The sequence below is a fragment of the Nocardioides albidus genome (assembly GCF_006335005.1).
GTDB classification, from domain to species: domain Bacteria; phylum Actinomycetota; class Actinomycetes; order Propionibacteriales; family Nocardioidaceae; genus Nocardioides; species Nocardioides albidus.
This window is the reverse complement of record NZ_VDMP01000025.1, coordinates 121,781-146,991: the sequence shown is the minus strand read 5'-3', so window position 1 is coordinate 146,991 and position 25,211 is coordinate 121,781. Positions and strand designations below refer to the sequence as shown.

The 25,211-nt window shown below is 72.0% G+C and carries 30 protein-coding genes and 1 pseudogene; 16 read left to right on the top strand and 15 right to left on the bottom strand.

What is annotated here, in order from left to right:
* Nucleotides 1-2: 2 nt before the first annotated feature.
* From FHP29_RS13840 to FHP29_RS13825, 4 genes are read left to right on the top strand one after another with little or no spacing between them, the layout of a single operon-like run.
* Entirely contained in the window at nt 3-944 is a 942-nt protein-coding gene (locus FHP29_RS13840; protein WP_139623461.1) for an MBL fold metallo-hydrolase, read from the top strand.
* Complete coding sequence (locus tag FHP29_RS13835; protein ID WP_139623460.1) at nt 944-2,113, top strand: thiolase domain-containing protein; 1,170 nt, start codon at nt 944-946, stop codon at nt 2,111-2,113. The genes FHP29_RS13840 and FHP29_RS13835 overlap by 1 nt, the downstream gene beginning before the upstream one ends.
* Entirely contained in the window at nt 2,110-3,279 is a 1,170-nt protein-coding gene (locus tag FHP29_RS13830) for an OsmC family protein (RefSeq protein WP_139623459.1), read from the top strand. The genes FHP29_RS13835 and FHP29_RS13830 overlap by 4 nt, the downstream gene beginning before the upstream one ends.
* Before the next feature lie 36 nt (nt 3,280-3,315).
* Nucleotides 3,316-4,062, top strand: a complete 747-nt coding sequence (locus tag FHP29_RS13825; RefSeq protein WP_139623458.1) for a 3-hydroxybutyrate dehydrogenase — start codon at nt 3,316-3,318, stop codon at nt 4,060-4,062.
* Nucleotides 4,063-4,199: 137 nt separating this feature from the next.
* Here FHP29_RS13825 and FHP29_RS13820 read toward each other — a convergent pair whose 3' ends face one another.
* The 4 genes from FHP29_RS13820 to FHP29_RS13805 all read right to left on the bottom strand — a co-directional run bounded on the left by FHP29_RS13820 (nt 4,200) and on the right by FHP29_RS13805 (nt 7,195).
* Nucleotides 4,200-5,093: an RNA polymerase sigma-70 factor gene (locus tag FHP29_RS13820; RefSeq protein ID WP_139623457.1), complete on the bottom strand. Its 894-nt coding sequence runs from the start codon at nt 5,091-5,093 to the stop codon at nt 4,200-4,202.
* A complete protein-coding gene (locus tag FHP29_RS13815; RefSeq protein ID WP_139623456.1) occupies nt 5,090-5,692 on the bottom strand; it encodes a carboxymuconolactone decarboxylase family protein in 603 nt (200 codons plus the stop codon). Before FHP29_RS13815 ends, FHP29_RS13820 begins: the two co-directional genes overlap by 4 nt.
* A 74-nt stretch (nt 5,693-5,766) precedes the next feature.
* Nucleotides 5,767-6,417 carry a DUF305 domain-containing protein gene (locus FHP29_RS13810; protein ID WP_139623455.1) on the bottom strand — a complete coding sequence of 217 codons (651 nt, stop codon included), beginning with the start codon at nt 6,415-6,417 and terminating at the stop codon, nt 5,767-5,769.
* Entirely contained in the window at nt 6,407-7,195 is a 789-nt protein-coding gene (locus tag FHP29_RS13805; protein ID WP_205014116.1) for a hypothetical protein, read from the bottom strand. Before FHP29_RS13805 ends, FHP29_RS13810 begins: the two co-directional genes overlap by 11 nt.
* Nucleotides 7,196-7,232: 37 nt before the next feature.
* Here FHP29_RS13805 and FHP29_RS13800 point away from each other — a divergent pair, with 37 nt between their 5' ends.
* Nucleotides 7,233-8,177: a cation diffusion facilitator family transporter gene (locus tag FHP29_RS13800; RefSeq protein WP_476703665.1), complete on the top strand. Its 945-nt coding sequence runs from the start codon at nt 7,233-7,235 to the stop codon at nt 8,175-8,177.
* A 32-nt stretch (nt 8,178-8,209) separates the two neighbouring features.
* Here the strand turns inward: FHP29_RS13800 and FHP29_RS13795 are convergent, their stop codons facing one another.
* Genes FHP29_RS13795 through leuE form a run of 3 tightly spaced genes read right to left on the bottom strand, consistent with a single transcriptional unit; the run spans nt 8,210 to nt 9,574 of the window.
* On the bottom strand, nt 8,210-8,596 hold the full coding sequence (locus FHP29_RS13795) for a type II toxin-antitoxin system VapC family toxin (RefSeq protein ID WP_205014114.1): 387 nt from the start codon (nt 8,594-8,596) through the stop codon (nt 8,210-8,212).
* A gap of 11 nt (nt 8,597-8,607) precedes the next feature.
* Entirely contained in the window at nt 8,608-8,859 is a 252-nt protein-coding gene (locus FHP29_RS13790) for a type II toxin-antitoxin system Phd/YefM family antitoxin (protein ID WP_139623453.1), read from the bottom strand.
* A gap of 58 nt (nt 8,860-8,917) precedes the next feature.
* Nucleotides 8,918-9,574, bottom strand: a complete 657-nt coding sequence (gene leuE, locus FHP29_RS13785; protein ID WP_139623452.1) for a leucine efflux protein LeuE — start codon at nt 9,572-9,574, stop codon at nt 8,918-8,920.
* Between the two features lie 59 nt (nt 9,575-9,633).
* Here leuE and FHP29_RS13780 point away from each other — a divergent pair, with 59 nt between their 5' ends.
* Nucleotides 9,634-10,242 (top strand): dihydrofolate reductase family protein, encoded by a 609-nt coding sequence (locus FHP29_RS13780; RefSeq protein WP_139623451.1) that lies wholly within the window; start codon nt 9,634-9,636, stop codon nt 10,240-10,242.
* Nucleotides 10,243-10,265: 23 nt separating this feature from the next.
* Here the strand turns inward: FHP29_RS13780 and FHP29_RS13775 are convergent, their stop codons facing one another.
* Together FHP29_RS13775 and FHP29_RS13770 are read right to left on the bottom strand one after the other, a co-directional pair.
* The gene (locus FHP29_RS13775) at nt 10,266-10,982 is read right to left on the bottom strand and encodes a cache domain-containing protein (RefSeq protein ID WP_139623450.1); all 717 of its coding nucleotides are present in this window, start codon (nt 10,980-10,982) and stop codon (nt 10,266-10,268) included.
* Nucleotides 10,979-11,725: a FadR/GntR family transcriptional regulator gene (locus FHP29_RS13770; protein WP_205014105.1), complete on the bottom strand. Its 747-nt coding sequence runs from the start codon at nt 11,723-11,725 to the stop codon at nt 10,979-10,981. The genes FHP29_RS13775 and FHP29_RS13770 overlap by 4 nt, the downstream gene beginning before the upstream one ends.
* A 162-nt stretch (nt 11,726-11,887) precedes the next feature.
* Here FHP29_RS13770 and FHP29_RS13765 point away from each other — a divergent pair, with 162 nt between their 5' ends.
* From FHP29_RS13765 to FHP29_RS13745, 5 genes are read left to right on the top strand one after another with little or no spacing between them, the layout of a single operon-like run.
* Complete coding sequence (locus tag FHP29_RS13765) at nt 11,888-12,967, top strand: ABC transporter ATP-binding protein (RefSeq protein ID WP_139623448.1); 1,080 nt, start codon at nt 11,888-11,890, stop codon at nt 12,965-12,967.
* 60 nt (nt 12,968-13,027) lie between these two features.
* On the top strand, nt 13,028-14,209 hold the full coding sequence (locus FHP29_RS13760; RefSeq protein WP_139623447.1) for an extracellular solute-binding protein: 1,182 nt from the start codon (nt 13,028-13,030) through the stop codon (nt 14,207-14,209).
* Between the two features lie 2 nt (nt 14,210-14,211).
* The gene (locus FHP29_RS13755; RefSeq protein ID WP_192904021.1) at nt 14,212-15,126 is read left to right on the top strand and encodes an ABC transporter permease; all 915 of its coding nucleotides are present in this window, start codon (nt 14,212-14,214) and stop codon (nt 15,124-15,126) included.
* A gap of 28 nt (nt 15,127-15,154) precedes the next feature.
* On the top strand, nt 15,155-15,955 hold the full coding sequence (locus tag FHP29_RS13750; protein WP_139623446.1) for an ABC transporter permease: 801 nt from the start codon (nt 15,155-15,157) through the stop codon (nt 15,953-15,955).
* Nucleotides 15,956-16,004: 49 nt separating this feature from the next.
* Complete coding sequence (locus tag FHP29_RS13745) at nt 16,005-17,360, top strand: NAD-dependent succinate-semialdehyde dehydrogenase (protein ID WP_240044503.1); 1,356 nt, start codon at nt 16,005-16,007, stop codon at nt 17,358-17,360.
* Between the two features lie 11 nt (nt 17,361-17,371).
* On the opposite strand, the gene FHP29_RS13740 is transcribed toward FHP29_RS13745, so the two are convergent.
* The 3 genes from FHP29_RS13740 to FHP29_RS13730 are packed head-to-tail and all read right to left on the bottom strand — an operon-like array spanning nt 17,372 to nt 18,883.
* Entirely contained in the window at nt 17,372-17,758 is a 387-nt protein-coding gene (locus FHP29_RS13740) for a VOC family protein (RefSeq protein WP_139623445.1), read from the bottom strand.
* 43 nt (nt 17,759-17,801) lie between these two features.
* On the bottom strand, nt 17,802-18,275 hold the full coding sequence (locus tag FHP29_RS13735; RefSeq protein WP_240044502.1) for a GNAT family N-acetyltransferase: 474 nt from the start codon (nt 18,273-18,275) through the stop codon (nt 17,802-17,804).
* Nucleotides 18,272-18,883 (bottom strand): TetR/AcrR family transcriptional regulator, encoded by a 612-nt coding sequence (locus FHP29_RS13730; protein WP_139623443.1) that lies wholly within the window; start codon nt 18,881-18,883, stop codon nt 18,272-18,274. Before FHP29_RS13730 ends, FHP29_RS13735 begins: the two co-directional genes overlap by 4 nt.
* A gap of 55 nt (nt 18,884-18,938) precedes the next feature.
* Between FHP29_RS13730 and FHP29_RS13725 the strand changes: the two genes are divergently transcribed.
* From FHP29_RS13725 to FHP29_RS13710, 4 genes are read left to right on the top strand one after another with little or no spacing between them, the layout of a single operon-like run.
* Nucleotides 18,939-20,015 carry an oxygenase MpaB family protein gene (locus FHP29_RS13725; protein WP_139623442.1) on the top strand — a complete coding sequence of 359 codons (1,077 nt, stop codon included), beginning with the start codon at nt 18,939-18,941 and terminating at the stop codon, nt 20,013-20,015.
* A gap of 41 nt (nt 20,016-20,056) precedes the next feature.
* Nucleotides 20,057-20,347, top strand: a complete 291-nt coding sequence (locus FHP29_RS13720; RefSeq protein WP_139623441.1) for a hypothetical protein — start codon at nt 20,057-20,059, stop codon at nt 20,345-20,347.
* Between the two features lie 32 nt (nt 20,348-20,379).
* On the top strand, nt 20,380-20,985 hold the full coding sequence (gene folE / locus FHP29_RS13715) for a GTP cyclohydrolase I FolE (RefSeq protein ID WP_139623440.1): 606 nt from the start codon (nt 20,380-20,382) through the stop codon (nt 20,983-20,985).
* Entirely contained in the window at nt 20,982-22,184 is a 1,203-nt protein-coding gene (locus FHP29_RS13710; RefSeq protein ID WP_139623439.1) for an NAD(P)/FAD-dependent oxidoreductase, read from the top strand. Before folE ends, FHP29_RS13710 begins: the two co-directional genes overlap by 4 nt.
* Nucleotides 22,185-22,196: 12 nt before the next feature.
* Here the strand turns inward: FHP29_RS13710 and FHP29_RS13705 are convergent, their stop codons facing one another.
* From FHP29_RS13705 to FHP29_RS13695, 3 genes are read right to left on the bottom strand one after another with little or no spacing between them, the layout of a single operon-like run.
* Entirely contained in the window at nt 22,197-22,676 is a 480-nt protein-coding gene (locus tag FHP29_RS13705; protein ID WP_139623438.1) for a deaminase, read from the bottom strand.
* 34 nt (nt 22,677-22,710) lie between these two features.
* Complete coding sequence (locus FHP29_RS13700) at nt 22,711-23,337, bottom strand: response regulator (RefSeq protein ID WP_139623437.1); 627 nt, start codon at nt 23,335-23,337, stop codon at nt 22,711-22,713.
* Nucleotides 23,334-24,584, bottom strand: a complete 1,251-nt coding sequence (locus tag FHP29_RS13695) for a sensor histidine kinase (protein ID WP_139623436.1) — start codon at nt 24,582-24,584, stop codon at nt 23,334-23,336. Before FHP29_RS13695 ends, FHP29_RS13700 begins: the two co-directional genes overlap by 4 nt.
* Nucleotides 24,585-24,694: 110 nt before the next feature.
* On the opposite strand from FHP29_RS13695, the pseudogene FHP29_RS22235 reads away from it, so the two are divergent.
* A pseudogene (locus tag FHP29_RS22235) lies at nt 24,695-25,211 on the top strand (hypothetical protein); the annotation flags it as partial.

The following is a 25,211-nucleotide window of genomic DNA, read 5'->3' as shown; positions in this document are numbered from 1 at the left end:
CCATGGCGACCGAGATCCCCTACACCCGTGGCCGGCACCAGCTCGGCGAGCACTGTCACGCCTGGCTCGTCCCCGACGGAACCTGGGGCTGGAGCAATGCCGGCCTCGTGGTCGGCGACGGTGCCTCACTCCTCGTCGACACGCTCTTCGACCTGGCGATGACCCGCGAGATGCTCGACGGCCTCGCTCCACTGACCGACCCGAACCCGATCCGTCACCTGGTCAACACCCACTCCAACGGCGACCACTGGTACGGCAACGAGCTCGTCACCGGAGCGGAGATCATCGCGTCGGAGGAGACCGTCGCCGAGATGGCGACCGCCGGGCCCGACCTGATCCTGGGTGCGCTCGGCATGCCGGGCCCGACCGGCGAGTTCATCCGGCACATCTTCGCTCCGTTCGAGTTCGGTGACATCACGGCGACGCCGGCCACGCGCACCTTCTCCGACCGCCTCGACCTGGACGTCGGCGGCGTCGAGGTCCAGGTGATCAAGCTGGGCCCCGCCCATACCGAGGGCGACAGCATCGTGTTCGTCCCCGCGGAGCGGGTGCTCTATGCCGGCGACCTGCTCTTCATCGGCGGTACGCCGATCAGCTGGGCGGGACCGATCGCCAACTGGGTCGCCGCCTGTGACCGGATGCTCGACCTCGACCCGATCGCCGTCGTTCCCGGCCACGGACCGGTGATCGCGCCGGAGCGGATCAACGAGGTGCGCGACTACCTCCTGTTCGTGCAGGAGGAGGCCAAGGTCCGCTTCGACAGGGGCATGTCGCCCGAGGACGCCATGCGTGACATCGCCCTCGGCCGGTTCGACGACCTCGACGAGAAGGGCCGCCTCGCGCAGAACGTGCTGGCTGTCTACTACGACCTCGACCCCACCCTGGAACGGGTCGGCACGGTCGAGGTCTTCCACCGGATCGCCGAGCTCGAGGGGTGGAGCTGATGGCGCGACCCCTGGTCCTCGGCTGGAGCCACACGGCCTTCGGCAAGCAGCCCGACGCCACGCTGGAGTCGCTGATCGTCGACGCCGGCCGCGGGGCCCTCGACGACGCCGACGTGGCGCCCGACCAGATCGACCTGGTGGTGGTCGGCCAGTTCAACTCCGGCATGCACCCCCTGGGGTTCCCCTCCTCGCTCCCGCTGCAGATCGACGACGGCCTCTTCGGAGTCCCGGCCCTGCGCACCGAGAACGCCTGCGCCTCGGGGTCCGCCGCGGTGCACACCGGCCTGGCCCATCTCCTGGCGGGGCGGGCGCGGAAGGTGCTGGTCATCGGTGCCGAGAAGATGACCGGCATCCCCGCATCGACCGTCGGCTCCGCCCTGCTGGGCGCCGACTACGACCTGGCCGGCGCCGAGTCCAGCACCGGGTTCGCGGGCCTGTTCGCCGAGGTCGCGCAGGAGTACGAACGACGCCACGGGCCGGGGGGGGACACCCTCGGCGCCATCGCGGCGAAGAGTCACCGGCTCGGCGCGGCCAACCCGTTCGCCCAGCTGCGCAAGGACCTGGGCGAGGAGTTCTGCTCGACCACGTCCGAGGGCAACCCGATGGTGGCGGCGCCGCTGCGGCGTACCGACTGCTCGCCGGTCTCCGACGGTGCCGCGGCGCTGGTCCTCGGACTCGAGCCGACCTCGACCCGGCACGCGCCGGTCCGGGTGGCCGGGTGGGGGTCGGCCAACGACCACCTGCCCCGAGCGCGCCGCGACCCGTTGGCCTTCGCGGCCACCGAGCTGGCCTGGAACAGGGCGATGAAGGACGCCGGCGTCACGACCGGTGACCTCGACCTCGTCGAGCTGCACGACTGCTTCACGATCGCCGAGCTGCTGATGTACGAGGTGCTCGGGCTCGCTCCGCGCGGCGAGGGCCGACGGGCGCTCGCCGACGGAGTCGTGCTGCCTGGCGGGGCACTGCCCGTCAACCCGTCCGGCGGCCTGAAGTCGAAGGGACACCCGGTCGGCGCGACCGGTGTCTCCCAGCACGTGTCGGTGGCGATGCAGCTGACCGGCACCTTCCCCGGCGTCCAGATCGAGGGCGCCCGGATGGGCGCGGTCCACAACATGGGCGGTCTGGCGGTCGCCAACCACGTCACGATTCTCGCGGCCGACCGATCATGAACGCATCAGCACCCGGGGCCCCGGACCTCGACCTCGCCACGTCGCCCCATCCGCTCGCCTTCGTGTCCGCAGCCGGCCGGCCGGTCGCCGGCGACGAGCGGACCCGTCGAGAGACCACCCTCCGCTGCGAGGTGATGGGACTCGGTCGCTTCCAGAAGGAGGGCCTGGTCGAGGACACCACGACCGGCCGCGTCTGGCGCCTGGTCGCCGACGAGGGCACCTACCTCGGCGGCACCGGACTGGCCCCGGCGCCGCTCCAGCACTGGGGTGCCGGCCTGCATGCCGACGTGACCACCCGGATCGCGGCCCTGGCGGCCGCCGAGGGGGTGACGCTGTCGAGGCTGGAGGTGACCGTCACCCAGGGCTTCGCCTCACAGGGCTCGTTCGCGCGTGGCGAGGCGGTCGGGCTGGTCTTCGACCTGACCTGGGACATCCGGGTCGAGTCCGCGGCACCGGCCGATCGGGTCGACGCGGTGGTGCGGCGCGCCCTGGCCACGTCGCCCGCCAACGCGGCCATGGCGCGGACCAGCGAGGGCACCTTCGCCCTCACGACCAACGGAAGGCCGACGATCGTGTCCGGGCTGCCGGCGTCGCGGGGCGACCGCCAGGCCGACCCGTTCCTCACCCATGCCGACCGTCCGGTCCCGGTCGACACGGAGACCGCACCGGTCGACGTACTGACCGCCCATCCCGGCGGTGGCGGCACCGCCACCCTGTCGGACGACCAGACCGGAGCCGTCGCCTGGCATGTCCATGCCACCGGCGAGTACGACTTCGGATCCGACCTGGTCGCGGTCACCGTCGGGTTCCCGGAGGCGGCCGGCGACCGGTGGCGGCTGGTCGTCGACCCCGGCAACCGGTGCGCGCCCAGCCCGCTGACCTACTTCGCGGTCGGGGTGGCCTTCTGCTACCACACGCAGCTGTGCCGGTACGCCGACGTGCGACGGTTGTCCATCACTCGCCCGCGCCTGGTCCAGGTCAGCACCCACCTCGCCGACGACACCACCGCCGAGACGCTGCCCCTCGACACCCACCTCTTCCTGCGCGGCGACATCGACGAGGACCAGACCCGCTCGCTGCTCGTGGCCGCAGCGAACACCTGCTACGCGCACCGCGCCCTCGGCACGGACGTCACCACGCGGCTGACGACCACCGTCACCGCGTGAACCATCCACCCTGAATCCTGCAGAAGGAGTCGAACCATGCTGGACCTCGACGGTCGCTCGGCCCTCGTCACCGGGGCCGGTGGCGGTATCGGCGAGGCGGTCTCACGTCTCCTCGCGAGCCGTGGCGCGAAGGTCACGGTCGCCGACATCGACGGTGACCGCGCCGAGGCGGTGGCCGCCTCCATCGACGGCGAGGCCTGGGCGATCGATCTGAGCGACACCGCACGGCTCGAGTCGCTGAGCCTGCCGGTCGACATCCTGGTCAACAACGCGGGTGTGCAGACGGTCGCGCCCATCGAGGCGTTCGACCCCGAGCGCTTCCGACAGATGCAGCGGATCATGGTCGAAGCCCCGTTCCTGCTGATCCGCGCCGCGTTGCCCCACATGTACGCCGGCAACTGGGGGCGGATCGTGAACGTGTCCTCGGTGCACGGACTGCGTGCGTCGCCGTACAAGGTCGCCTACGTGACGGCCAAGCACGCGCTGGAGGGCCTCTCCAAGGTGACCGCCGCCGAGGGGGGCCCGCACGGGGTGACCAGCAACTGTGTGAACCCCGGCTATGTGATGACCGCCATCGTGAGGGACCAGATCGCCGAGCAGGCGGAGGTGCACGGGATCCCCGAGGAGGAGGTCGCTGCGTCGGTCTTCCTCGAGCGCAACGCGATCAAGAAGATGATCGAGATCGATGACATCGCCCAGTGCGTGAGCTGGCTCGTGTCCGACTCGGCCCGGATGGCCACGGGGACGTCCTTCGTGATCGACGGAGGCTGGACCGCACAATGACGGAGCCCATCGCGGCGGCCGAGGCGCGGGGCGCGGCACCAGACTTCGCCAGCGGACGCGAGGCACTGGCGACGCTGGTCAGGAACGCGGCACTGGTCGCGTGACGAGGCGGCCGTGCCGCCGGAACTGCTGCTGCGCTACTCCTGCGCAGCCCGGCTGAGCGCGATCTCCTCGCTCAGCGAGGTCAGCTTGGCCGGGTTGCGCACCACGAGGATCCGGGTGATCCGGCCGTCCTCGAACTCCAGGCTGACCGCCGTGACCTCGCCGCGAGCGTCGATCCGCGCGCCGAGGCTGCCGTTGATCCACACCGGCTCCACGACGCCGTCGGGTGCGAAGGTGGCGAAGTTCGCCAGCAGACGAGCCACCGGCTCGGCGCCGTGCAGCGGCTTGCGGATCGCCTGAGCGACCCCGCCGTGGTCGGCGAGCAGGACCACGTCAGGGGCGAGGGCGTCGAGCAGGCCCTGCAGGTCGCCGCCCTGCACCGCGGCGAGGAAGCGCTCGACGACGGCCTGCTGCTCGGCGCGGTCGACGTCGACCCGCGGCCGACGAGCCGCCACGTGGTTGCGGGCCCGGGTCGCGATCTGGCGGACCGCGGCCGACGTCTTGCCGACGGCGGTCGCGATCTCGTCGTACGGCAGCTCGAACACCTCGCGCAGCACGAACACCGCCCGCTCGGTGGGCCCCAGGGTCTCGAGCACGGTGAGCATCGCCATCGACACGCTGTCGGCGAGCTCGACGTCCTCGGCCACGTCGGGCGCGGTGAGCAGCGGCTCGGGCAGCCACTCGCCGACGTACTCCTCGCGCCGGCGCGACAGGGTGCGCAGCCGGTTGAGCGCCTGACGGGTGACGATCCGCACCAGATAGGCGCGCGGCTCCTGCACCGGCGTCGCGTCCTCCTGAGCGAGGCGGTCGGCCCACCGCAGCCAGGTCTCCTGTACGACGTCCTCGGCGTCGGCCGCCGAGCCGAGCATCTCGTAGGCGACGGTGAAGAGCAGGCTGCGGTGGGTGACGAAGGGGTCGGCTCCGCTCATGCCGGCGAGCCTACGGCGGGCCGCTCGGCCAGCGGCCTCATGCCGCAGGCCGCCGCGAAGCCCTCGGACTCGATGCCCAGCGCGACGTTGGACCGGGTGGTCAGGTTGGCGAACCCGATCACGTTGGTCAGCTCGATCAGCCCGGCCGGGCCGAGGGCGGCGAGCAGCGGCTCGACCATCTCGTCGGTGACCGTCGGCGGCGTCAGGCTGGCCGCCTCGGCGTACTCCATCACCTGCCGCTCCAACGGGCTGAACACGTCGGACTCGCGCCAGCGCGGCACCTCGCGCGCCATGTCCTCGTCGAGGCCCTTGTCGCGTGCCATGAAGTAGTTGAAGTCCAGGCACCACGAGCAGCCGACCAGGGAGGCGACGGCCATGTGCGCGTAGGTCTTGAGCGTCTCGTCGCACTCGTCCCACTTCTGCAGCTTCTGGCCGTAGGCCATGCTCGCCTTGAGGGCCGGCAGGTGGTGCCACAGCACGCCGAGCGACTCCGGCACCCGGCCGAACATCCGGCCGGCGAACCTCTTGACCAGCGCGCCGTACAGGCCGGTGATCGGGGCGGCGGGGATGCGGGCGGTGACGGTCGAGGTGGTGCTCATGTCGTCCTCCTTCGTGGGGGGGTGGTCGACATGAAGACACCGCTGCGTGGCGGGATGTGACATCCCCGCCCGGCTCATTCGCCGAGCAGGTCCTCCATCGTGTCGATCTCGGCCGCCTGGGCCTCCTCGATCGACTCCGCGAGCGCGATCGCGTCGGCGAACCGGCCGTCCTCCTGCTCGGTCCGGGCCATCGTGATCGCGCCCTCGTGGTGCTCGATCATCATCGTCATCCAGAGCTCGGGGAACGCGGTGTCGGAGGAGTCCTCGAGCTCCTCCATCCGCTCGGTGCTCATCATCCCCGGCATGGTGGCCATGTCCTCGGGCATCTCGGCCCCTTCGCCGTGGTGCCCGCCGTGGACGTGGTCCATCGAGGTCGGCGGGATCTCCTTGTCCCAGTCGGTGAGCCAGGTGGTCATGGTCTCGACCTCGGGCGTCTGGGCGGCCTGGATCTGGTCGACCAGCGCGCGCAACTCGGGCGACAGCGGCCGGTCCTGCGCCATCAGCGCCATCTGCAGCGCCTGCGCGTGGTGCGGGATCATCATCGTCGCGAACTCGACGTCGGCGGTGTTGAACACGTCGCCGTTGCGGGCCGTCTCGATCGCCGCCGGCTCGCGGTGATCGTCGTGCCCCCCGTCGTCGCCGCAGCCGACGAGGCCCGCGGCGAGCGCGACGGCGCCGGCCGCGCAGGCGAGGCGGCGGCGCGTGCGTCCGCGCTCAGGACGCATAGCCGAGACCCATCTCCGCCATCGCCGCCTCCAGCCGGTCGAGCGCGATCGGGCCGACTCCGTGCAGGGCGGCCAGGTCCTCGCGGCGCCAGCCGCTGACCGCCTCGAGCGTGTGCACGTCGACGGCGCGCAGGGCGCGGGTGGCGGGGGCGCCGATGGTGCGGGGCAGCGGCGTTCCGGTACGACGCGGGGCGCGCTCGCGCGGGCCGTCCTCGTGGTCGAGGACGGTCTCGCCGCGTGGGGAGAGGCGGTAGCCGATGGCCAGCGACTCGGTCAGTCCGCGCTCCTTGAGCTTGCGCACGTCCTTCTTGAAGTCTGGTGTCTCCCGGCCCAACTGCGCGGCCAGGTCGGGGGCGCGGACCTCCGGGTGGCGGTCGATGATCCGCAGGGTGTCCCGGGTCCACGGGCCGATCGGCGAGGCGGCGTCGAGGCGGTCGAGGCCGGCGAGGATCGTGGTGATCTCGCCCGGCTCGGGGATCTCGTTGCGCAGCGTCTCGCGAGGGTCGGTGCCGCCGTAGCGCAGGCCGACCCGGAAGACCGGGCGGTCCGGGCGCGCGGCCAGCGCGTCCTTGAGCGCGGTCAGCGAGGCGGCCCCGGCGCGGCGGGCGTCCTCGGCGCGCAGCCGGGAGAGCGCGACCTCCTCGACGCTCGTCACCTCGATCACCCCGACCGCCGTGCGCAGGCGCGTCCCGACCTTGACCCGGGGGCGGTCCCAGCGGCGGAAGGCGAGGTCGACGGTGCCGGCGCGCACGCCCTCGAGCTCGGCCGGTCGCATCATCACGGCGTCATCACGAACCCGAGGATACGTCTGTAGCGTGGCCCCGGAGAGAGGACCGGTGATGGGCGTCGGGCACGGACACGGACACGGTGACAGCGCGGCCGGGCACGCCGGCGGACGCCACCGCTGGCGGCTCAGCGTCTCGTTCGGGCTGATCGCGGCCTTCTTCGTCGTCGAGCTCGTCGTCGGCCTGGTCAGCGGCTCCCTCGCGCTGATCTCCGACGCCGGGCACATGGCCGCCGACGTCGTGACCCTCGGTGCGGCCCTGGTCGCGACCAAGATCGCCACCCGCGCGGACAGCACCGGTCGTCGTACCTATGGCTCGTATCGCGCGGAGGTGTTCGCCTCCGGCCTCGCGGTGCTGATGATGCTCGGCGTCGCGGTCTACGTCGTGGTCGCCGCGATCGGCCGGATCGGCGAGGACCCGGAGATCGCGGCCGGGCCGATGCTGCTCGTCGGCCTGCTCGGGCTGGTGGTCAACCTCGTCGCGATGGCCCTGCTGCGCGGCGGCGCGCAGGAGTCGCTCAACGTCAAGGGCGCCTATCTCGAGGTGGTCGCCGACACCGCGGGCAGCGTCGGGGTGCTGGTGGCGGGCGTGCTGATCGTCGCGACCGGCCACGGCGTGTGGGACGCGGTCGCGGCCTTCCTCATCGGCGCCTTCGTCGCCGTCCGCGCGGTGCTGCTCGGCCGCGAGGTGCTCGCCGTGCTCGGGCAGCACGTGCCGGCCGGCGTGGACATCGACACCGTGACCGGTGCGCTCGGCGCCATCGAGGGCGTCTGCGACGTCCACGACCTGCACGCGTGGACCCTCACCTCCGGGATGAACGTCGCGACCGCCCACCTCGTCCTCGTCGAGGGCGCCGACGGGGCGAGCGTGCTGCGCCGGGGTCAGCTGCTGCTGCGCGAGCAGTTCGCGATCGAGCACGCGACGCTGCAGGTCGAGGGCCACCGTTCAGCGGCCTGCGACGCCGTCACCTGGTGACCTCGAGCGCCACTCGCCGGACGTCGAACGGGTCAATCCCAGATCGTGTGGTCCGGCAGGTGTTCCCGGATGCGCGCGTCCCCCGTCACCAGCAGCGACTTCTCGGCGAGTGCGGTTGCCACGATGAGGCGATCGAACGGGTCACGGGTGAACCAGGGCTGCCCGAGGATCGGGTGAGCGGCCTTGTCCACGACATGCCCGAACGGGTGCGTGGTCTCGGTCAGCCCCAGCGCGGAATCGAGCTCGCCGAGGACCTGGTCGGGAGAGTCGGTGAGCCGACCGATCTCCTGAAGGTAGGCGAGCTCGAGCCGGACGATCGGTGAGTGGCGCACGGGTTCTCTGGAGATGCGCGCCCGGGTATCCGGGGGGATCTTGTCGTGACGTTCGATGTAGAGCCACACCACGACATGGGTGTCCAAGTGGAGTGCTGTCACTGCGGGTCCAGAGCGTGGTCGGCGCTCCACTCTGCCGACCAGTCCATGCTGATCAGGTCGTCAGGATCGCCCACCACCGCCGCTGGGTTGCCGCTGATCCGGGACAGACGGTCGACCGGCTCGTCGGCGATGAGCCGCAGCCGGTGGCCCTTCCGCTCGATCTCCAGCGGCTCACCCGTGTCGATGACGCGGTCGATCAACCGGTAGATGTCCTGCCGGAGTTGCGACGGGCTGACGGGGTGGGCCATGTCCTCGACCGTACCTTCGCACGTACGTCCAGACAAGAAGCGATACGTACGCCTTGGGTCACGCGTGGGCAAGCGACAGCTTGAGCGCGAATCCGAGGAAGATCGCGCCGACCGCCGAGGTGCCCGCGGCGGAGAGACCCTTGCGCCGGCGGAACGCCGCGGCGAGCCGGGTTCCGCCGAAGATGAGCGCGCTGAGATAGGCGACGCTCGCGATCTGCGCGAGCGTGCCGAGCACGAGGAACGACAGCGCGGGGTGGGCGTAGTCGGGGTCCACGAACTGCACGAAGAACGCGACGAAGAACAAGATCGCCTTCGGGTTCAGCAGGCTGATGACCAGCGCTCGGCGGTACGGGCGCTCACCGGGGACCGGCGGCGGCGCGCCCTCCTCGACCGCCTTCACCGCGCGACGACGCTGACGCCACATCAGGAGCGCGCCGCGCAGCATGGTGAACGCGAGGTAGCCGAGGTAGCCGGCGCCGACGTACTTCACGATCGCGAACGCGACGTGGTTGGCCTGCAGGAGGGATGCCACCCCGGCGGCTGACAGCGTCATCAGCACGGCGTCGCCGGTCCACACCCCGGCCGCGGCGGCGTACCCGTCCCGCACGCCGCGGCGCGCCGCCACCGACAGGACGTAGAGCGAGTTCGGGCCGGGCAGCAGGATGATCAGGATCAGGCCGACGAGGTACGTCGGCAGGTCGGTGATGCCCAGCACGGACCGGATCCTCCCACGACCGGCGATGAGTCCGCGCCGCCCTTCCGGTCTCCACCGGCATGGGCATCGTGACGGCGGACATCAGCATCACCCTCGACGGCTTCGGCGCCGCGACCGACCAGTCGCTGGAGCGGCCGTTCGGCTCGATCGACGAGAGCCGGCTGCACAGCTGGATGTTCGACCACGGGGACGACAACGCCGCCGAGGTCGCGGCGATCGTCGACGCGGGCGCCTTCGTGATGGGCCGCAACATGTTCACGCCCGGACGCGGGGAGTGGGACCTCGCCTGGCGCGGCTGGTGGGGCGAGGACCCGCCGTACCACGCGCCGGTGTTCGTCCTCACCCACCACGCGCGGGACCCGTTGCCGATGGCCGGCGGGACCACCTTCCACTTCGTCACCGACGGCCTCGAGGCGGCGATGGCGCTCGCCCGCGCCGCCGCGGGCGAGCGCAATGTCGCCATCGCCGGCGGCGCCTCCACGATCAACGCCTGTCTCGCCGCAGGACATCTCGACGAGCTGCGCCTGCACGTCTCCCCGTACGTCGCCGGGCTGGCCTCCGGCTCCCGGATGTTCGACGGCGTCGGACCGCTGGGCCTCGAGCCCGTCGCCTCCCGGACCACGTCGCACGTCACCCACCTGACCTACCGCCGACCTGCTGCCGGTTGAGGTGCGCGGCCGCCACCGGTCGCTCAGTCGACGGCGACCACCGCGAGGGGGAGGTCGGCGACGCGCTGGTCGGGCGGCACGTCGTCGAACGCGATGCCGTCGAGCAGGTCGCCGCACAGGTGCCGGCCGCTGTTGCTCGACAGGATCCGGCCGAAGCTGTTGACCACCGCGATCCGCTGCCCGCTCGCGCGCAGCGCCGGGAGCAGCGCCTGCTCGGCGTTCTTGACGGCGACGTCCGCGCCGCCGACCCCGCAGAACCGGCCGTCGACGAGCACCGGGACGGTGAAGGTGAGGGTGTACTCCTCGGTGCACAGGTAGTCGACGTACGGGCCGGTCACGTGGCGGTGACCGGTCTCGCGGGGGACCACGAACCACGGCAGGTGCTCGTACTCGTAGAACCCGATCGCCTGCGGCTCGGAGTGGGTGACCAGGCGCTGGGGGCGGCCGTCGGCGTCACGGGCGAACCACTCCAGCCACCACTCGGCGTCCTGGAGGACGCCCGGCGCGGCCACGAAGCCGGCGCCCTGGACGGGCTGGCGCTGGTCACCGAGGACGGGAACGACCAGCGGCTCCACCGCCGCGAGGTCGGTACGACGCGGGGCGGCGCGGTCCGCGAGCGTCTCGGCGACGGCGGTGGCGATCGCGTCGGCGAGCCCGAAGGCGTGGTCGGCGATCTCGGCGACGGCGTCGACGACCGGCGCGACCTCGGCGGGGGAGAGGCGTCCCGTGGGTGCGTTCATCTGCTGGCCTCGCTGAGCTGGTAGTCGATGAGACGGGCGGTGGAGTCGCTCACCCGCTGCTCGGCCGCCTCGCGGGCGGCCCGGGGGTCGCGCGCGGCGATCGCGGCGACGACGGCCCGGCAGCTGCGGACCATCTGGGCGTGGCTGTCGTCGTCGCCGAAGGCGAGCCACAGCAGCGTGCCGAACTCCGCCTGGAGCCCGACCTCCTCGTGGTAGAGCCGCGGCGACTGGGCGGCAGCGGCCACCTCGATGTGGAACTGCGCGTCGGCACGCCGACGGGCATCGGGCTTCTCGGCGTGCTCGAGGGCGTCGGCCACGCGCTGCAGCCGGTCGATGTCGTCGGGGCTGGACCGGCGGGCGGCCAGCGCGGCGCTGGCGCCGCAGATGGCGGCGTAGACGTCGCCGAGGTCGCGCAGCTCGCCCAGGCTGAAGCCGTCGAGCCGGCGCCGGGCGAGATGGCTGATCCCGTTCTCCGGGGTGCGCACGAAGCTGCCGCCGCCGCGCCCGCGCCGGGTCTCGATCAGCCCCTCGGAGCGCAGCACCGACAGCGCCTCGCGCACCGTCACGGTGGAGACGCCGAAGATGCCGGCCAGGTCGAGCTCGCCGGGGAGCTGCTCGGCGTCGGGGAGCAGGCCGAGGGCGATGGCGTCGGTGAGCCGGCGGACGACGAGCTCGGAGCGGCTCAGCGACTCCAGCGGCGAGAACACCGCGGCGGACGCTCGTCCGTAGAACGGCACGGCCACCCTGACTCCTCCTCTCGGGTGCTGTCGGGTCCTGTCGGGTCCGGTCGGACCCGTGTCGGCCCGGTGCGCGACCTGACGGAGCAATCCTGCCGCAACCCCTTGTGCTTTGAACTCTGAAGTCATATCTTAACGCCGATCCGTACGTGACGAAAGGCACATCCGATGTCGCTCCCGACCAGCGCTCCCGCCGAGACGGCGACCCCAGGGGGAGCCGCCGACCACCCCGCCATCTCGCTGCGCGGGCTGCGCAAGACCTACGGCGACGTCGTGGCGGTGGACCATGTCGACCTCGACATCGCCGACGGCGAGTTCTTCTCGATGCTGGGCCCGTCCGGCTCGGGGAAGACCACGGTCCTGCGGTTGATCGCCGGCTTCGAGCAGGCCACCGCCGGCACGGTCGAGCTCGGCGGGTCCGACGTCACCCGCTCCGCGCCCTTCGAGCGCGACGTGCACACCGTGTTCCAGGACTACGCGCTCTTCCCGCACATGAGCGTGCTCGACAACGTGGCCTACGGGCTGCGGGTGCGCGGCATGAAGAAGGCCGAGCGCCGCGAGCGCGCCCGGCAGGCGCTGGAGACGGTGCGCCTCGGCCACCTCGGTGCCCGCCGCCCGGCCCAGCTCTCCGGCGGCCAGCGGCAGCGCGTCGCCCTCGCCCGGGCGATCGTGCTGCAGCCGCGGGTGCTGCTCCTCGACGAGCCGCTCGGCGCCCTCGACCTCAAGCTGCGCGAGCAGATGCAGGTCGAGCTCAAGCAGCTCCAGCGCGAGCTCGGCATCACCTTCGTGTTCGTCACCCACGACCAGGAGGAGGCGCTGACGCTGAGCGACCGGATCGCGGTGTTTGACGCCGGCCGCATCCAGCAGCTCGGCACCCCGCGCGAGATCTACGAGAACCCGTCCTCGGCGTACGTCGCCGGCTTCGTCGGCACCACGAACCTCTTCGACGCCGAGACCTCCCAGCGCATCCTCGGCGTCGCGGGCGAGCACGCCGTGCGGCCCGAGCGGCTGCGGCTCTCGCCCGGCTCCGACACCGAGACCCCGCGCGAGGGCGAGGTCCGGCTCGACGCGGTCGTCGTCGAGACGATCTACCTCGGCACCGGCAACCGCGTGCACCTGCGCACCTCCGACGGTGTCGAGCTGGTCGCCCTCGAGCAGTCGACCGGCTCGCTCGACACCCGCGAGCACCGCGGCGAGGACGTGACCGTCCGGTTCGCCCGCGCGGACGTCGTACCCCTCAGCTCCTGAACCAGCTCCCGAACCAGCTCCTGAATGCTCCCTGCAACCAACGAGAAAGCGACAGAACCGATGAAGAACACCTTCCGGAAAGGCCGCGTGGCCGCCGCCTGTCTGACCCTGCTGTCGGTCTCCGCGCTGAGCGCGTGCGGCGGCGGTGACGACGACAAGAAGGTCGAGGCCGTCGAGAAGATCGGCAAGACCGAGGGCAAGGTCTCCATCCTCGCCTGGCCCGGCTACGTCGAGGACGGCAGCAACGACCCCGAGGTCGACTGGGTCACCCCCTTCGAGAAGGAGACCGGCTGCGAGGTCACCAGCAAGAGCTACGGCACCTCCGACGAGGCGTTCAACCTCGCCAAGTCCGGCGAGTACGACGTCATCGCCGCCTCCGGCGACCTGTCGCTGCGCCTGGTCGCGTCGAAGGAGGCCCAGGCGATCAACACCGACCTGGTCCCCAACTACGAGAACGTCTACGACTTCCTCAAGAACACCGAGTGGAACACCGTGGACGGCAAGAACTACGGCGTCCCGCACGGCTACGGCGCCAACCTGCTGATGTTCAACAAGAAGAACTTCGCCGAGCCGCCCACGTCGTGGGGCGCGGTGTTCGACAAGGCGCAGCTGGAGAAGAACAAGGGCAAGGTGACGGCGTACGACTCGCCGATCTACATCGCCGACGCCGCGCTCTACCTGATGAAGACCCAGCCCGAGCTGAAGATCGAGAACCCCTACGCGCTCGACCAGAAGCAGCTCGACGCCTCCGTCGCGCTGCTCAAGGAGCAGCGCAAGTACGTCGGCGAGTACTGGTCGGACTACCTGAAGGAGATCCAGGCCTTCGAGACCGGCGACTCGGTGGTCGGCACCACCTGGCAGGTCATCAAGAACAACATCAAGAACCCCGACGTCGACGTCACGCTGCCCACCGAGGGCGCCACGGCGTGGAACGACACCTGGATGCTGTCGTCGCAGGCGAAGAACCCCAACTGCGCCTACAAGTGGATGGACTACATCCTGTCCCCCGAGGCCAACGCGCAGGCGACCGAGTACTTCGGCGAGGCGCCCAACAGCCCCGAGGCCTGCGAGCAGACCACCGACCCGAAGCACTGCGAGACCTTCCACGCCGGTGACCAGGAGTACGCCGAGCAGCTGTGGTTCTGGCGCACCCCGGTCAAGGAGTGCCTCGACGGGCGCACCGACGTCGAGTGCACCGACTACGCGCAGTGGACCGAGGCCTGGACGGAGATCAAGGGCTGATCATGTCCGCCACGTCCGCTGACACCCGGCCCGGCCGGACCACCGACCCCGCACTGCGGGGGCCGGTGGCCCGGCCGGGGTCCCGGCTGCTGCACCGCATGGTGTGGCTCCGGCTCTCGCTCCTGCTCTCCGCGCCGCTCGCCTGGATGCTCCTGGTGTACGTCGTCGCGCTGGCGGCGCTGCTGATCACGTCGCTGTGGTCGGTGGACAGCCTCACCAGCGAGATCGACCGATCGTGGACGTTCGACAACTTCCGCACGCTCGTCGACAACGAGGTCTATCGCACGGTCACCCTCCGCACGCTCGGCGTCGCGGTCGCGGTGACGGTCATCGACGTGGCGATCGCGCTGCCGATCGCGTTCTACATGGCGAAGGTCGCCACCCCCCGCGTCCGGCGGATGCTGGTGGTCGCCGTGCTCACCCCGCTGTGGGCCAGCTACCTGGTGAAGGTGTTCTCCTGGCGCGTGGTGCTCTCCGAGGGCGGCCTCGCGGACTGGACCGGCTTCGGCTCGCCCGGCTACGGCCTCACCGCGGTGGTCATCACCCAGGCCTACATCTGGCTGCCCTATGTCATCCTCCCGATCTTCGCCTCTCTCGAGCGGGTCCCCGACTCGCTGCTCGAGGCGGCCGGCGACCTGGGCGCCCCGAGCGGGCTGGTGCTGCGCTCGATCGTCCTCCCGCTGCTCGTCCCGGGCATCGTCGCGGGCGCGATCTTCAGCTTCTCGCTGACGATGGGCGACTACATCACCGTGAACATCGTCGGCGGCGCCAACCAGATGCTCGGCAACCTCGTCTACATCAACGCGGGCGCGGCCAACAACCTCCCGCTGGCGGCGGCGATCGCGATGATCCCGATCGTGGTGATGCTGGTGCTGCTGACCGCGATCCGTCGTACCGGCGCCCTGGACAACCTGTGATGGCCGGCTATCTGAGAGAAGGCGTCCGATGACCCTCAGTCCGCTCTCCCGCCGCGTCCTGGGCGGCCTCACCTTCGGCGTGCTCGCCCTGATCTACGTCCCGCTGCTGGTCGTCGTCGCGAACTCGGTCAACCCCAGCCAGTCGATGACCTGGCCGCCCGACGGCGTCACCTTCGACTGGTGGAGCCGGGCCGCGCACAGCGACGGGGCCCGCGAGGCACTGGTGACCAGCCTCCAGGTGGCGGTCGTCGCGACCGTCCTCGCCCTGATCCTGGGCACCCTGCTCGCCCTCGCCCTGCAGCGCTACTCCTTCTTCGGCAAGGACGCCGTGAACCTCCTGGTGATCCTGCCGATCGCCCTGCCCGGCGTGGTCACCGGCATCGCGCTCAACAACGGCTTCAAGGGGATCATGGGCGTGGACCTCGCGCTGTGGACGATCGTCGTGGCGCATGCGACCTTCTGCATCGTGACCGTCTTCAACAACGTGCAGGCCCGGCTGCGGCGGATGGGCACCAGCCTCGAGGAGGCCTCCGCCGACCTCGGCGCGGGCGTCTGGACGACCTTCCGGCTGGTCACCCTGCCGCAACTGCGCTCAGCCCTGCTCGCCGGTGGCATGCTTGCCTTCGCACTGAGCTTCGACGAGATCATCGTGACGACGTTCACGGCCGGACAGGGAGCCACCACGCTCCCCATCTGGATCCTCAACAACATGTTCCGCCCCAACCAGGCCCCGGTGGTCAACGTCGTCGCGGTCGTGCTGATCATCTTCTCGATCATCCCCGTCTGGCTCGCGCAGCGGCTGTCCTCCGACGTCGAGGGCGTCCGCTGAGGCACCCCACCACCCCGCACCACCCGAACCGCAGAAGGAGCACCACCCCATGACCCAGCAGATGACGGAGTACGCCGTCCGCAACCCCGCCACGGGAGAGCTGGTCGAGACCGTCCCGACCGCCACCGACGCCGACATCGCGGCTGCCATCGACGCCGCCGCGGCGGCATACTCCTCGTGGGGCCGCAAGACCACCGTTGCCGAGCGCGCCGCCCTCGTCCGCCGGGTCGCCGAGCTCCACCGCGAGCGCAGCGCCGAGCTGTCCGCGACCATGGTCGAGGAGATGGGCAAGCCGCTCGCCGACGCCGAGGGCGAGGTCGACTTCTCGGCCGCGATCTACGAGTTCTACGCCGACAACGCCGAGCGCTTCCTCGCCGACGAGCCGATCGAGCTCGGCGAGGGCGAGGGCACCGCGGTCATCCGTCGCGCTCCGGTCGGGGCGCTGCTCGGGATCATGCCGTGGAACTTCCCCGTCTACCAGATCGCCCGGTTCGCCGGGCCCAACCTGGTCACCGGCAACACCATCCTGCTCAAGCCCGCGCCGCAGTGCCCGCGCTCGGCGGCCATGCAGGAGCAGATCTTCCGCGACGCCGGCTTCCCCGAGGGCGCCTACACGACCGTCTACGCCACCAACGACCAGGTCGCCGACATCATCGCCGACCCGCGGGTCCAGGGCGTCTCCCTCACCGGCTCCGAGCGGGCCGGCGCGGCGGTCGCCGAGATCGCCGGGCGCCACCTGAAGAAGGTCGTGCTCGAGCTCGGCGGCTCGGACCCGTTCATCGTGCTGTCCAGCGACGACCTCGACGCCACCGTCGACGCCGCCGTCTTCGCCCGGATGGACAACGCCGGCCAGGTCTGCAACGGCGGCAAGCGGTTCATCGTCGTGGACGTGCTCTACGACGACTTCGTCGCCAAGTTCACCGAGAAGCTCCTCGCCGCCTCCGAGGGCTCCCCGCTGTCGTCGGTCACCGCCGCCGACACCCTCGAGAAGCAGGTCGCGCAGGCCGTCGACGGCGGCGCCCAGCTGACCTCGGCCGGCGAGCGCAAGGGCGCGTTCTTCCCGAGCGGCGTCCTGTCGGGCCTCACGACCGACAACCCGGCCTACCACCAGGAGCTGTTCGGCCCCGTCGCCATGGTCTTCCGCGTCGCCGACGAGGCCGAGGCCGTGGAGATCGCCAACGACACGCCGTACGGCCTCGGCTCGTACGTCTTCTCCACCGACCCCGACCAGGCCCAGCGCGTCGCCGACCAGATCGAGGCCGGCATGGTCTTCGTCAACGGCGTCGGCCTCGACGCGGCGGAGCTGCCCTTCGGCGGCATCAAGCGCTCCGGCTTCGGCCGCGAGCTCGGCCGCTACGGCATGGAGGAGTTCGTCAACAAGAAGCTCATCCGCGTCGCCGGCTGACCGGTCCGGTGTCACTCCTGCGGCGGGCAGAGGCAGAACGGGGGGCCGTCGGGGTCGAGCATGACCCGCCAGGCGCCGCCCACCGCAGCGGCCGGCTGCGTGTCGGCGACCGTCGCGCCGAGCGAGGTGGCGTGCTCGGTCGCCGCCTCCAGGTCGGGGACCCGGAAGTCGAGGTGGAACTGCTGCGGGTGCTCCTGGCCCGGCCACTGGGGGCGCGCGTAGTCCTGCACGGTCTGGAAGTTGAAGGTCGCGCCCAGGACGGAGGCGGAGGCGTAGCAGTACTCGGGGTAGTCCCCGGTCACCTCGCCGCCGGTGAGGTCGGCGTAGAACCGGGCGAGCGCGGCGGCGTCGGCGGAGTCGATGGTGAAGGCGATGAGCTCGGTGACGGGAGTGGTCATGGCTCCACCATGCCTGTCCGCGCCGACAACGTCTTGAAGAGGCTCACGCGAGCTCGCGCAGGTAGCACAGCATCCGGTAGTCCTGGCCGGGCTCGATGTTCGTGAACCCGTGCCGCTCGTAGAACCGGCGCGTGTCGACGTCGACCTCGTCGACGTTGATGAGCATCTCGATCGCGCCCCTGCTCTCCACCTCGGCCAGCGCCCGGGTCAGCAGGGCGGTGCCGATGCCGCGGTCGCGCAGGTCGGGGAGGACGTAGAGCTCCTCGAGCTGGGCGAGCGGGCCGTCGCCGTACGGCGTGGGGCGCAGGGTGAGGTAGCCGAACCCGGTCGCTTCGCCGGCCGGGTCCTCGGCCAGGACGACGAGGACGTCCGGCCGGGCCAGGAGTGTGGTGAACCGGTCGCCGAAGTCGGCCGCGCTCGGCGTGGCCGTCTCGAACTCGGTGTTGAAGTCGAACAGCAGGCCGCCGACGACGAACGCGTCGGCGGGGGTCGCGAGCCGGACGAGGGGGGAACTCACGGGAGCCATGCTCCGATCATCGCGCGTGCGGCGGCGGTCAGGCGCTCGGCGGTGAACCGCTCCGGCTCGGCGAGCACGAGCTGGCCGAAGTGGTCGAGGACCGCGAGGATCGCGTGCGCGAGCACCTCCACGTCCGTCCCGGCGGGGAGGACGGCGGCGAGCATCGTCTCGATCGTGCCGCGCACGCGGGCCCGGTCGCTCTCGATCCGGTCGCGGACGACGTCCGGCACGTTCGCCGGCGACTGCAGGATCGCTCGCCAGGTGAGCGGGTCGGCGAGCACCATCGCGTGCAGCGCCGGCACGGCTCGCTCGACGATCCTCCGCGGCGTGCTGGCGAGGGCGGTGAGCGGGAGCGCGGCGTACAGCTGGGCGATCGCGCGCTGCTGCTGACGGTCGAGGAGGGCGCTCAGCAGCGGGCCGAGCCCGTCGAAGGCGCCGTACACCACCGGCCGGGTCACCCCGGCCTCCTTGGCGATGGCGTCGATCGACACCCCGTCGTAGCCGTCGCGGTCGATGACGGTCAGCGCGGCGTCGAGCAGCTGCTCGCGGCGCTCGGCCATCGGCACGCGGGCGGCGTACGGGCGTCGCTTGCGGGCCGGCTCGGACATGGCGCCACCCTAGACCGCTCTTCCATTTACTACACATGTGTAGCATTCTGGGGCGATGGCTCTCCTACCGACAGACCGCCGCGGGGGCTCCCGCGAGATCGCGCCCGCCGTCGACCACGGCTTCTTCGGCCCCGGGTCGGTGGCCTGGAAGGTCTGGGGCTACCCGACGTCGCTCACCATCGGCTTCAGCCGAGCGGTCGTCGTCGAGGAGCTGGACCCCGACCTGGTGGCCTCCGTCGACCGCACCCAGGACATCTACCGGCGTCCGAGGACCCGCTACGACCGCACGATCCACTACTTCGCGCTCGTCGCGTTCGGCGACAGCCGGACGGCCGCCCACGCGGCCGACGTCCTGGTGAAGGTGCACAGCAAGGCGATCGGCACCGAGCCCTACGGCGGCGGGCGGTACGACGCCAACGACCCCGACTCCCAGCTGTGGATCCTCGTCACCGGCTGGCACTCGGTCCTGAAGGCCTACGAGATGTACGGGCCGGGCCGGCTCTCCGAGGCGGAGGAGGCCCAGTACTGGGCGGAGTGCGCCCGCGCCGCCGAGCTGCAGACCTGCTCGCCCGACGACGTGCCGCGCTCGCGCGCCGAGCTGCACGCGTACTACGAGCGGATGCGCCCGGCCATGTCCGGCTCGCCCATCGCCCGCCGCGCGATGGCCCATCTCATGGACGTGCGCCAGCTGGTCGACGTGCCGCCCGTGCTGCGGCCGGCGCGGTGGGTCGTCGGCCGGTTCTTCCGGGCCGGCGTCATCGCGACGCTCCCGCACTGGATGCGGGAGATGGGCGGGGTGACCCAGCCGCGGGCGATGGACGTCGTGGCCCGGCCGGTGCTCCGCACGACGTTCGCCGCGATCGCGATGAGCGCGACGCTCCAGCTGCGGATCCTCCGGCTGCTGTCTCCCAGCACGGTCCCGGTGGTCGCGCCGGTCCTGCTCGGCGTGCCGCCTGTGAACCCGGAGGTCCTCACGCCGCACGAGGCGCAGCGGCGCTACGGCTACGAGCGGCCGGCCGAGGCGCACCTGGCCTGGCGGGCCAAGCAGCACGAGCGGGTGTTCGGCCGCGGCGAGGAGCCGAGCGACGCCGGGCTCGTCGAGTCGGAACCCGTGCTGGGCCGGCTGAACTGACACAGTTGCCCCACGCGTCCGTCGTACCGAAGGAGAAACCCGTGGGTCTCAACCCCGTCGCCGACGTCCTCAAGCGCGCCGACAAGGTGCTCAAGAACGCCGAGGTGGCGCTCGCCAACGTCGACACGACGCTCGGCACGGTGGGCACGACGCTGGCCGACGTCGACGGCAAGCTGACCACCGTCGACGCGACCTTGGCGCAGACGCGGGAGGTGCTCGGGCAGGTGGAGGGGCTGCTCGGCGACCTCAACGACAAGCTGGTGCTGCTCGACGAGGTGCCCGAGCTCAAGGCGAAGCTCGACGCCGTGCTCGCGGCGGTCAGTGGCGGTTGACAAGCGGGCCGACCGGGTTCTAAATAGAACGTATGACCGTTTTAGAAGACCGGTGGCGCCCGCGGATCGTGACCGAGGCCCCGTCGGTCGATCGTGCGGCCGCGCAGGTGGCCGCCGTCGACCTGCTCAGCGCGCTCGGTCTCGACCTGAGCGTCGAGCACCTCGTCGACACGCCGCGACGGATGGTCGACGCGCTGGTCGAGCTGACCTCGCCGCCGGAGTTCGAGCTGACGACCTTCCCCAACGACGACGAGTACGACGAGCTGGTCCTGGTCGAGGACATCCCGGTCCAGTCCCTGTGCGAGCACCACATGCTGCCGTTCGTCGGCGTCGCCCACGTCGGCTACCTGCCCGGGGGCCGGATCCTCGGGCTGTCGAAGTTCGCGCGGATGGTCGACCACCACGCCCGCCGGCCGCAGACCCAGGAGCGGCTGACCAAGCGGATCGCCGACCACCTGCAGCGGGCCCTGGAGCCGCGCGGCGTCGGGGTCGTCATCGACGCCCAGCACACCTGCATGAGCCTGCGCGGCGCCCGCGCGACCGGCTCCCGGACCCTCACCTCGGCCCTGTTCGGCCAGCTGCGTGACGACGCCCGCAGCCGGGCGGAGTTCCTCGACCTGACGAGGGGGCGGCGATGAACATCGTGGTGGTGGGCGCCGGTCTGGCGGCGGCCAACGCGGTCGACGAGCTGCGCGAGCAGGGCCACACCGGCGACATCGTGGTCGTCGGCGAGGAGCAGTACGTCCCCTACGAGCGGCCCCCGCTCTCCAAGGGCCTGCTGCTCGGCTCCGACGAGCCCGACTCGGTCTTCGTCCACGACCGCGAGTGGTACGACGAGCGCGACGTCGACCTTCGCGTCAGCACGCCCGCGACGGCGATCGACCTCGACCGGCGCCGGGTGCGCCTCGGCGCCGAGGAGGTGCCCTACGACCGGCTGCTGCTGGCGACCGGCGCCCAGCCGCGCCACCTGCCGATGGCCGACTCCTCCGGCGCCCCGGTCGTCCACCTGCGCACGCTGGACGAGGCACTGACCCTGCGCGACCGGCTGACCGAGGGCTCCCGGATCGCGATCATCGGCGCCGGCTGGATCGGGCTCGAGGTCGCCTCCGCGGCCCGCCAGCGCGGCGCCGAGGTCACCGTCCTGGAGTCCGCGCCCCTCCCCCTGCAGCGGGTGCTCGGCGACGAGCTCGCGACGGTGTTCGCCGACCTGCACCGCGAGCACGGCGTCGACCTGCGCCTCGGCGTGAGCGTGAGCGGGGTCGAGCACGACGACGGCGCGGCCGTGGTGCGGCTCGAGGACGTCGAGCCCGTCGTCGCCGACCTGCTGCTGGTCGCCGTCGGCGTCACGCCGTCCGACTCGCTCGCCGCCGCCGGCGGCCTGGCCGTCGACAACGGCGTCCTGGTCGACGCGCGGCTGCGGACCTCCGACCCCCACGTCCTCGCCGCCGGCGACGTCGCCAACCACGACCACCCCGCCCTCGGCGGCCGGGTCCGCGTCGAGCACTGGGACACCGCCATCCAGCACGGCCGCCACGCCGCGCGGGTCATGCTCGGCGAGGACGAGCCCTACACCCGGCTGCCCTACTTCTTCACCGACCAGTACGACCTCGGCATGGAGTACGTCGGCCACCCGGGTCCGGAGGGCTACGACGACCTCGTGGTCCGCGGCGATCTCGCCGCCCGCCAGGGCAGCGTGCTGTGGCTGCGCGGCGACCGCGTGGTCGCCGGCATGCACCTGAACGACTGGGACGCGATCGACCCATTGCGCGCGGTCGTCGGACGCCCGGCGAGCGACGCCGTCCGCGACCCGAAGGTGCCGCTCGCCGAACTCGGTTGACTCAGAGCCCGATCAGCCCCGGTGATGCCGGACGTGCAGCGCCCGGACCCGCTCGGCGTACTCCTCCACCGGGCCGTCGACCGGCACCCCGGGCGCGACGTCGGCGATCCGCAGCGGGGCGACGGGCGCGGGCGGGAGGCCGAGCTCGTCGAGCCACGCGACGAGCTGCGGGGTGGAGGTGGCGAACACGATCCGGCCGAGGCCGGCCCAGGCGTGCGCCGCGGCGCACATCGCGCAGTGCTCGCCCGAGGTGTAGACGGTCAGCCCGGCGCGATCGGCCGGCGGCAGGTGCTCGGCCGCCCAGAGCGCGATGGCGAGCTCGGGGTGCCGGGTGCGGTCGCCGCCGCTGACGTGGTTGTGGTCCTCCATCAGCACGGTGCCGTCGGCGGCCACCAGCACCGAGCCGAACGGCTCGTCGCCGGCCGCGACAGCGGCCTCGGCCAGCTCGACGCAGCGCTCCAGGTGACGCAGGTCCTCGGCGGACACGGTCATGACAGGGTGCCTCCTCAGCTCGGTGGATTGCGACTCAGGCCCGGATGATCCGCCGCTCGATCGCGGCGGCGACGGCGCCGGCCCGGGTGTCGACGCCGAGCTTGGTGTAGATGTGTGAGAGGTGTGACTTCACGGTCGCCTCGGAGACGAACAGCTCGCGCGCCATCTCCTTGTTGCCGAGCCCGCGGGAGAGCAGCTCGAGCACCTCGACCTCGCGCTCGGTGATCGTCACGGCACCGGGCGTCGTCCGCCGGACCAGGGTGGCGGCGACCGACGGGGCCAGGACGGTCTCGCCGCGGGCGGTGGCGCGGATGCCGGCGAACAGCTCCTCGGGCGGTGCGTCCTTGAGGAGGTAGCCGCGGGCGCCGGCCTCGAGGGCGCGCAGGATGTCGGACTCGGTGTCGTAGGTGGTGAGCACGAGCACCTCCGGCGGCTCGGGCAGCGCGCGCAGGGCGGCGGTGACCTCGGCGCCTCCGGCCTGTCCGTCGCCGAGGCTGAGGTCCATGAGGACGACGTCGGGCCGGTCGGCGCCGACCACCTCACGGGCCCGGGCCAGTCCGTCGGCCTCGCCGACCACGGACAGGTCCTCCTGGCCGTCTACGAGCGCGCGGAGTCCGGCGCGCACGACGGGGTGGTCGTCGACCAGCACGATCCGGATCATCGGATCTCCTTCTGCGGGGGTGCGTGCGGGGGTGCCGTGGGGGCGGGGACGGGGAAGCGGATCGACACGGTCGTGCCCTCGCCCGGCGCGCTCTCGACGTCCGCGCGGCCGCCGAGCGCCCGGGCCCGGTCGCGGATCCCGGCCAGCCCGCGGCCCCGCGTCCCGGAGGCCCGCACGTGCGCGGGCTCGAACCCGCGGCCGTCGTCGCGCACGTCGAGCACCACCTCGTCGAGGTGGTAGGTCAGGGTCAGCGCGACCCGCTGGGCCTGGGCGTGCTCGCGCACGTTGGCGAGGGCGCCGCGGGCGCTGCGGACCAGAGCCGCCGCCACGTCGGGAGGTACGACGGCGGGCGCGCCGTCCACGCGGACCTCGACCCGCATGCCGGGCGCCGCCTGGGCCCACTGGTCGGCCGCGCGGCGCAGCGCGTCGGGCAGGGCGGTGCCGGTGACGTCGCCGGCGAGGTCGGCGGGAGCGAGGTCGCGCACCACCCGGCGTACCTCGTCGAGACCGTCGCGGGCGGTCGCGGCCGCGGTGCGCACGTGTCCGCGCGCGGTCGCGGGCTGGCTGTCCCAGGCCTGCTCGGCGGCCTGGAGGAGCAGGTTGATGCTGGAGAGACCCTGGCCGACGGAGTCGTGGATCTCGCGGGAGAGGCGGGTCCGCTCGGCGAGGGCGCCCGTGCGGTGCTGCTCCTCGGCGAGCTCGGCCTGCGCCTCGACGAGCCGGTCGACGAGGTCCTGCCGGGCCCGGGACTCGTTGTCGAGGGCGCGGTAGGCGAGCACGGTGACCAGCGCGATGCCGATCGGCCCGGCCACCTGCACCGGATCGAACCCGCTGATGATGCGCTGCCAGGCGAGCGTCAGGTGCACCGTCATCAGCACGACCGTGCCCACCGCCCAGGCGAAGGGCAGCACCTGCAGCACGGCGAACGCGACCGGCACCGCGCACCACGCGAACGACGGCGCGAGGGCCGTCAGGGCGCCCCAGAGCACGACCATGCCGCTGACCCACGCGGTCGGCCACCAGCTCCGGTCGGCCAGCAGGCCGCGGGTCGCGTAGGCCAGGCCCAGCACCGCCGCGCCGGCCAGGATCGCGACGCCGGTCGTGCCGAGACCGTGCCGGTCGACGTACCGCGCCGCGCAGGCCGCCAGCAGCACCACCAGCACGACCAGCAGCCACCGGTCCAGGCGGCTCGCGGGCGCGAGGATGCCGTGCTCGCCGGGCCGGCGGGAGGCGGGGAGGACAGACATGGCTGCCCCAGCGTAGGGAGATCGACGGTCGGCGGCATCAACCATTCGGCTATCGACCACTAGCCGGCTGCCGGACGTTCCGGCGTCCACGAGGCGGCAGGATGAGGGTCATGAAGCCCATCCACGTCATCGCCAGCACCCTGACCAGCACCGCCGTCCTCGCCACCGCCGTGCTCGCCGGTACGACGGCCGCGAACGCCGACACCGACCCCGACCGTGGCCACGGCCCCGCCGCCAGCTACCTGCTCACCGGCGACCCGGTCGACCCCGCCACCAACCCTGCCGGCTCCAAGTTCGAGGGCATCGGCGCCGACGAGAAGCGCGGCCGCTTCTACGTCAGCGAGGTCACCGGCGGCGAGATCCACCGCGGCAAGGTGGGCGTCGCGCAGACCCGCGAGTGGCTCGCCGGCAACGGCACCGACGGCCGGTTCACCGCCCGCGGCATCACGGTCGACGACAAGGGCCGGGTGTACGTCGCCGGCGGCCCCAACGGTATCAACGACGCCGGCGCCAACGGCATCGCCAACCCCGGCACCGACAACCCCTCGCGCCCCGACCTGTGGGTCTACTCGAAGTCCGGCCAGCTCCTCGCCGCGCTGCAGATCCCGGGCAAGCCGGTCTTCCTCA

What these genes read in the sequence shown, in the direction of transcription:
- FHP29_RS13840 (WP_139623461.1), top strand. Translation starts at nt 3, where the DNA reads ATGGCGACCGAGATCCCCTACACCCGTGGCCGGCACCAGCTCGGCGAG.
- FHP29_RS13835 (WP_139623460.1), top strand. Translation starts at nt 944, where the DNA reads ATGGCGCGACCCCTGGTCCTCGGCTGGAGCCACACGGCCTTCGGCAAG.
- FHP29_RS13830 (WP_139623459.1), top strand. Translation starts at nt 2,110, where the DNA reads ATGAACGCATCAGCACCCGGGGCCCCGGACCTCGACCTCGCCACGTCG.
- FHP29_RS13825 (WP_139623458.1), top strand. Translation starts at nt 3,316, where the DNA reads ATGCTGGACCTCGACGGTCGCTCGGCCCTCGTCACCGGGGCCGGTGGC.
- FHP29_RS13820 (WP_139623457.1), bottom strand. Translation starts at nt 5,093, where the DNA reads ATGAGCGGAGCCGACCCCTTCGTCACCCACCGCAGCCTGCTCTTCACC.
- FHP29_RS13815 (WP_139623456.1), bottom strand. Translation starts at nt 5,692, where the DNA reads ATGAGCACCACCTCGACCGTCACCGCCCGCATCCCCGCCGCCCCGATC.
- FHP29_RS13810 (WP_139623455.1), bottom strand. Translation starts at nt 6,417, where the DNA reads ATGCGTCCTGAGCGCGGACGCACGCGCCGCCGCCTCGCCTGCGCGGCC.
- FHP29_RS13805 (WP_205014116.1), bottom strand. Translation starts at nt 7,195, where the DNA reads ATGATGCGACCGGCCGAGCTCGAGGGCGTGCGCGCCGGCACCGTCGAC.
- FHP29_RS13790 (WP_139623453.1), bottom strand. Translation starts at nt 8,859, where the DNA reads ATGGCCCACCCCGTCAGCCCGTCGCAACTCCGGCAGGACATCTACCGG.
- FHP29_RS13780 (WP_139623451.1), top strand. Translation starts at nt 9,634, where the DNA reads ATGGGCATCGTGACGGCGGACATCAGCATCACCCTCGACGGCTTCGGC.
- FHP29_RS13775 (WP_139623450.1), bottom strand. Translation starts at nt 10,982, where the DNA reads ATGAACGCACCCACGGGACGCCTCTCCCCCGCCGAGGTCGCGCCGGTC.
- FHP29_RS13765 (WP_139623448.1), top strand. Translation starts at nt 11,888, where the DNA reads ATGTCGCTCCCGACCAGCGCTCCCGCCGAGACGGCGACCCCAGGGGGA.
- FHP29_RS13760 (WP_139623447.1), top strand. Translation starts at nt 13,028, where the DNA reads ATGAAGAACACCTTCCGGAAAGGCCGCGTGGCCGCCGCCTGTCTGACC.
- FHP29_RS13755 (WP_192904021.1), top strand. Translation starts at nt 14,212, where the DNA reads ATGTCCGCCACGTCCGCTGACACCCGGCCCGGCCGGACCACCGACCCC.
- FHP29_RS13750 (WP_139623446.1), top strand. Translation starts at nt 15,155, where the DNA reads ATGACCCTCAGTCCGCTCTCCCGCCGCGTCCTGGGCGGCCTCACCTTC.
- FHP29_RS13745 (WP_240044503.1), top strand. Translation starts at nt 16,005, where the DNA reads ATGACCCAGCAGATGACGGAGTACGCCGTCCGCAACCCCGCCACGGGA.
- FHP29_RS13740 (WP_139623445.1), bottom strand. Translation starts at nt 17,758, where the DNA reads ATGACCACTCCCGTCACCGAGCTCATCGCCTTCACCATCGACTCCGCC.
- FHP29_RS13730 (WP_139623443.1), bottom strand. Translation starts at nt 18,883, where the DNA reads ATGTCCGAGCCGGCCCGCAAGCGACGCCCGTACGCCGCCCGCGTGCCG.
- FHP29_RS13725 (WP_139623442.1), top strand. Translation starts at nt 18,939, where the DNA reads ATGGCTCTCCTACCGACAGACCGCCGCGGGGGCTCCCGCGAGATCGCG.
- folE (WP_139623440.1), top strand. Translation starts at nt 20,380, where the DNA reads ATGACCGTTTTAGAAGACCGGTGGCGCCCGCGGATCGTGACCGAGGCC.
- FHP29_RS13710 (WP_139623439.1), top strand. Translation starts at nt 20,982, where the DNA reads ATGAACATCGTGGTGGTGGGCGCCGGTCTGGCGGCGGCCAACGCGGTC.
- FHP29_RS13705 (WP_139623438.1), bottom strand. Translation starts at nt 22,676, where the DNA reads ATGACCGTGTCCGCCGAGGACCTGCGTCACCTGGAGCGCTGCGTCGAG.
- FHP29_RS13700 (WP_139623437.1), bottom strand. Translation starts at nt 23,337, where the DNA reads ATGATCCGGATCGTGCTGGTCGACGACCACCCCGTCGTGCGCGCCGGA.
- FHP29_RS13695 (WP_139623436.1), bottom strand. Translation starts at nt 24,584, where the DNA reads ATGTCTGTCCTCCCCGCCTCCCGCCGGCCCGGCGAGCACGGCATCCTC.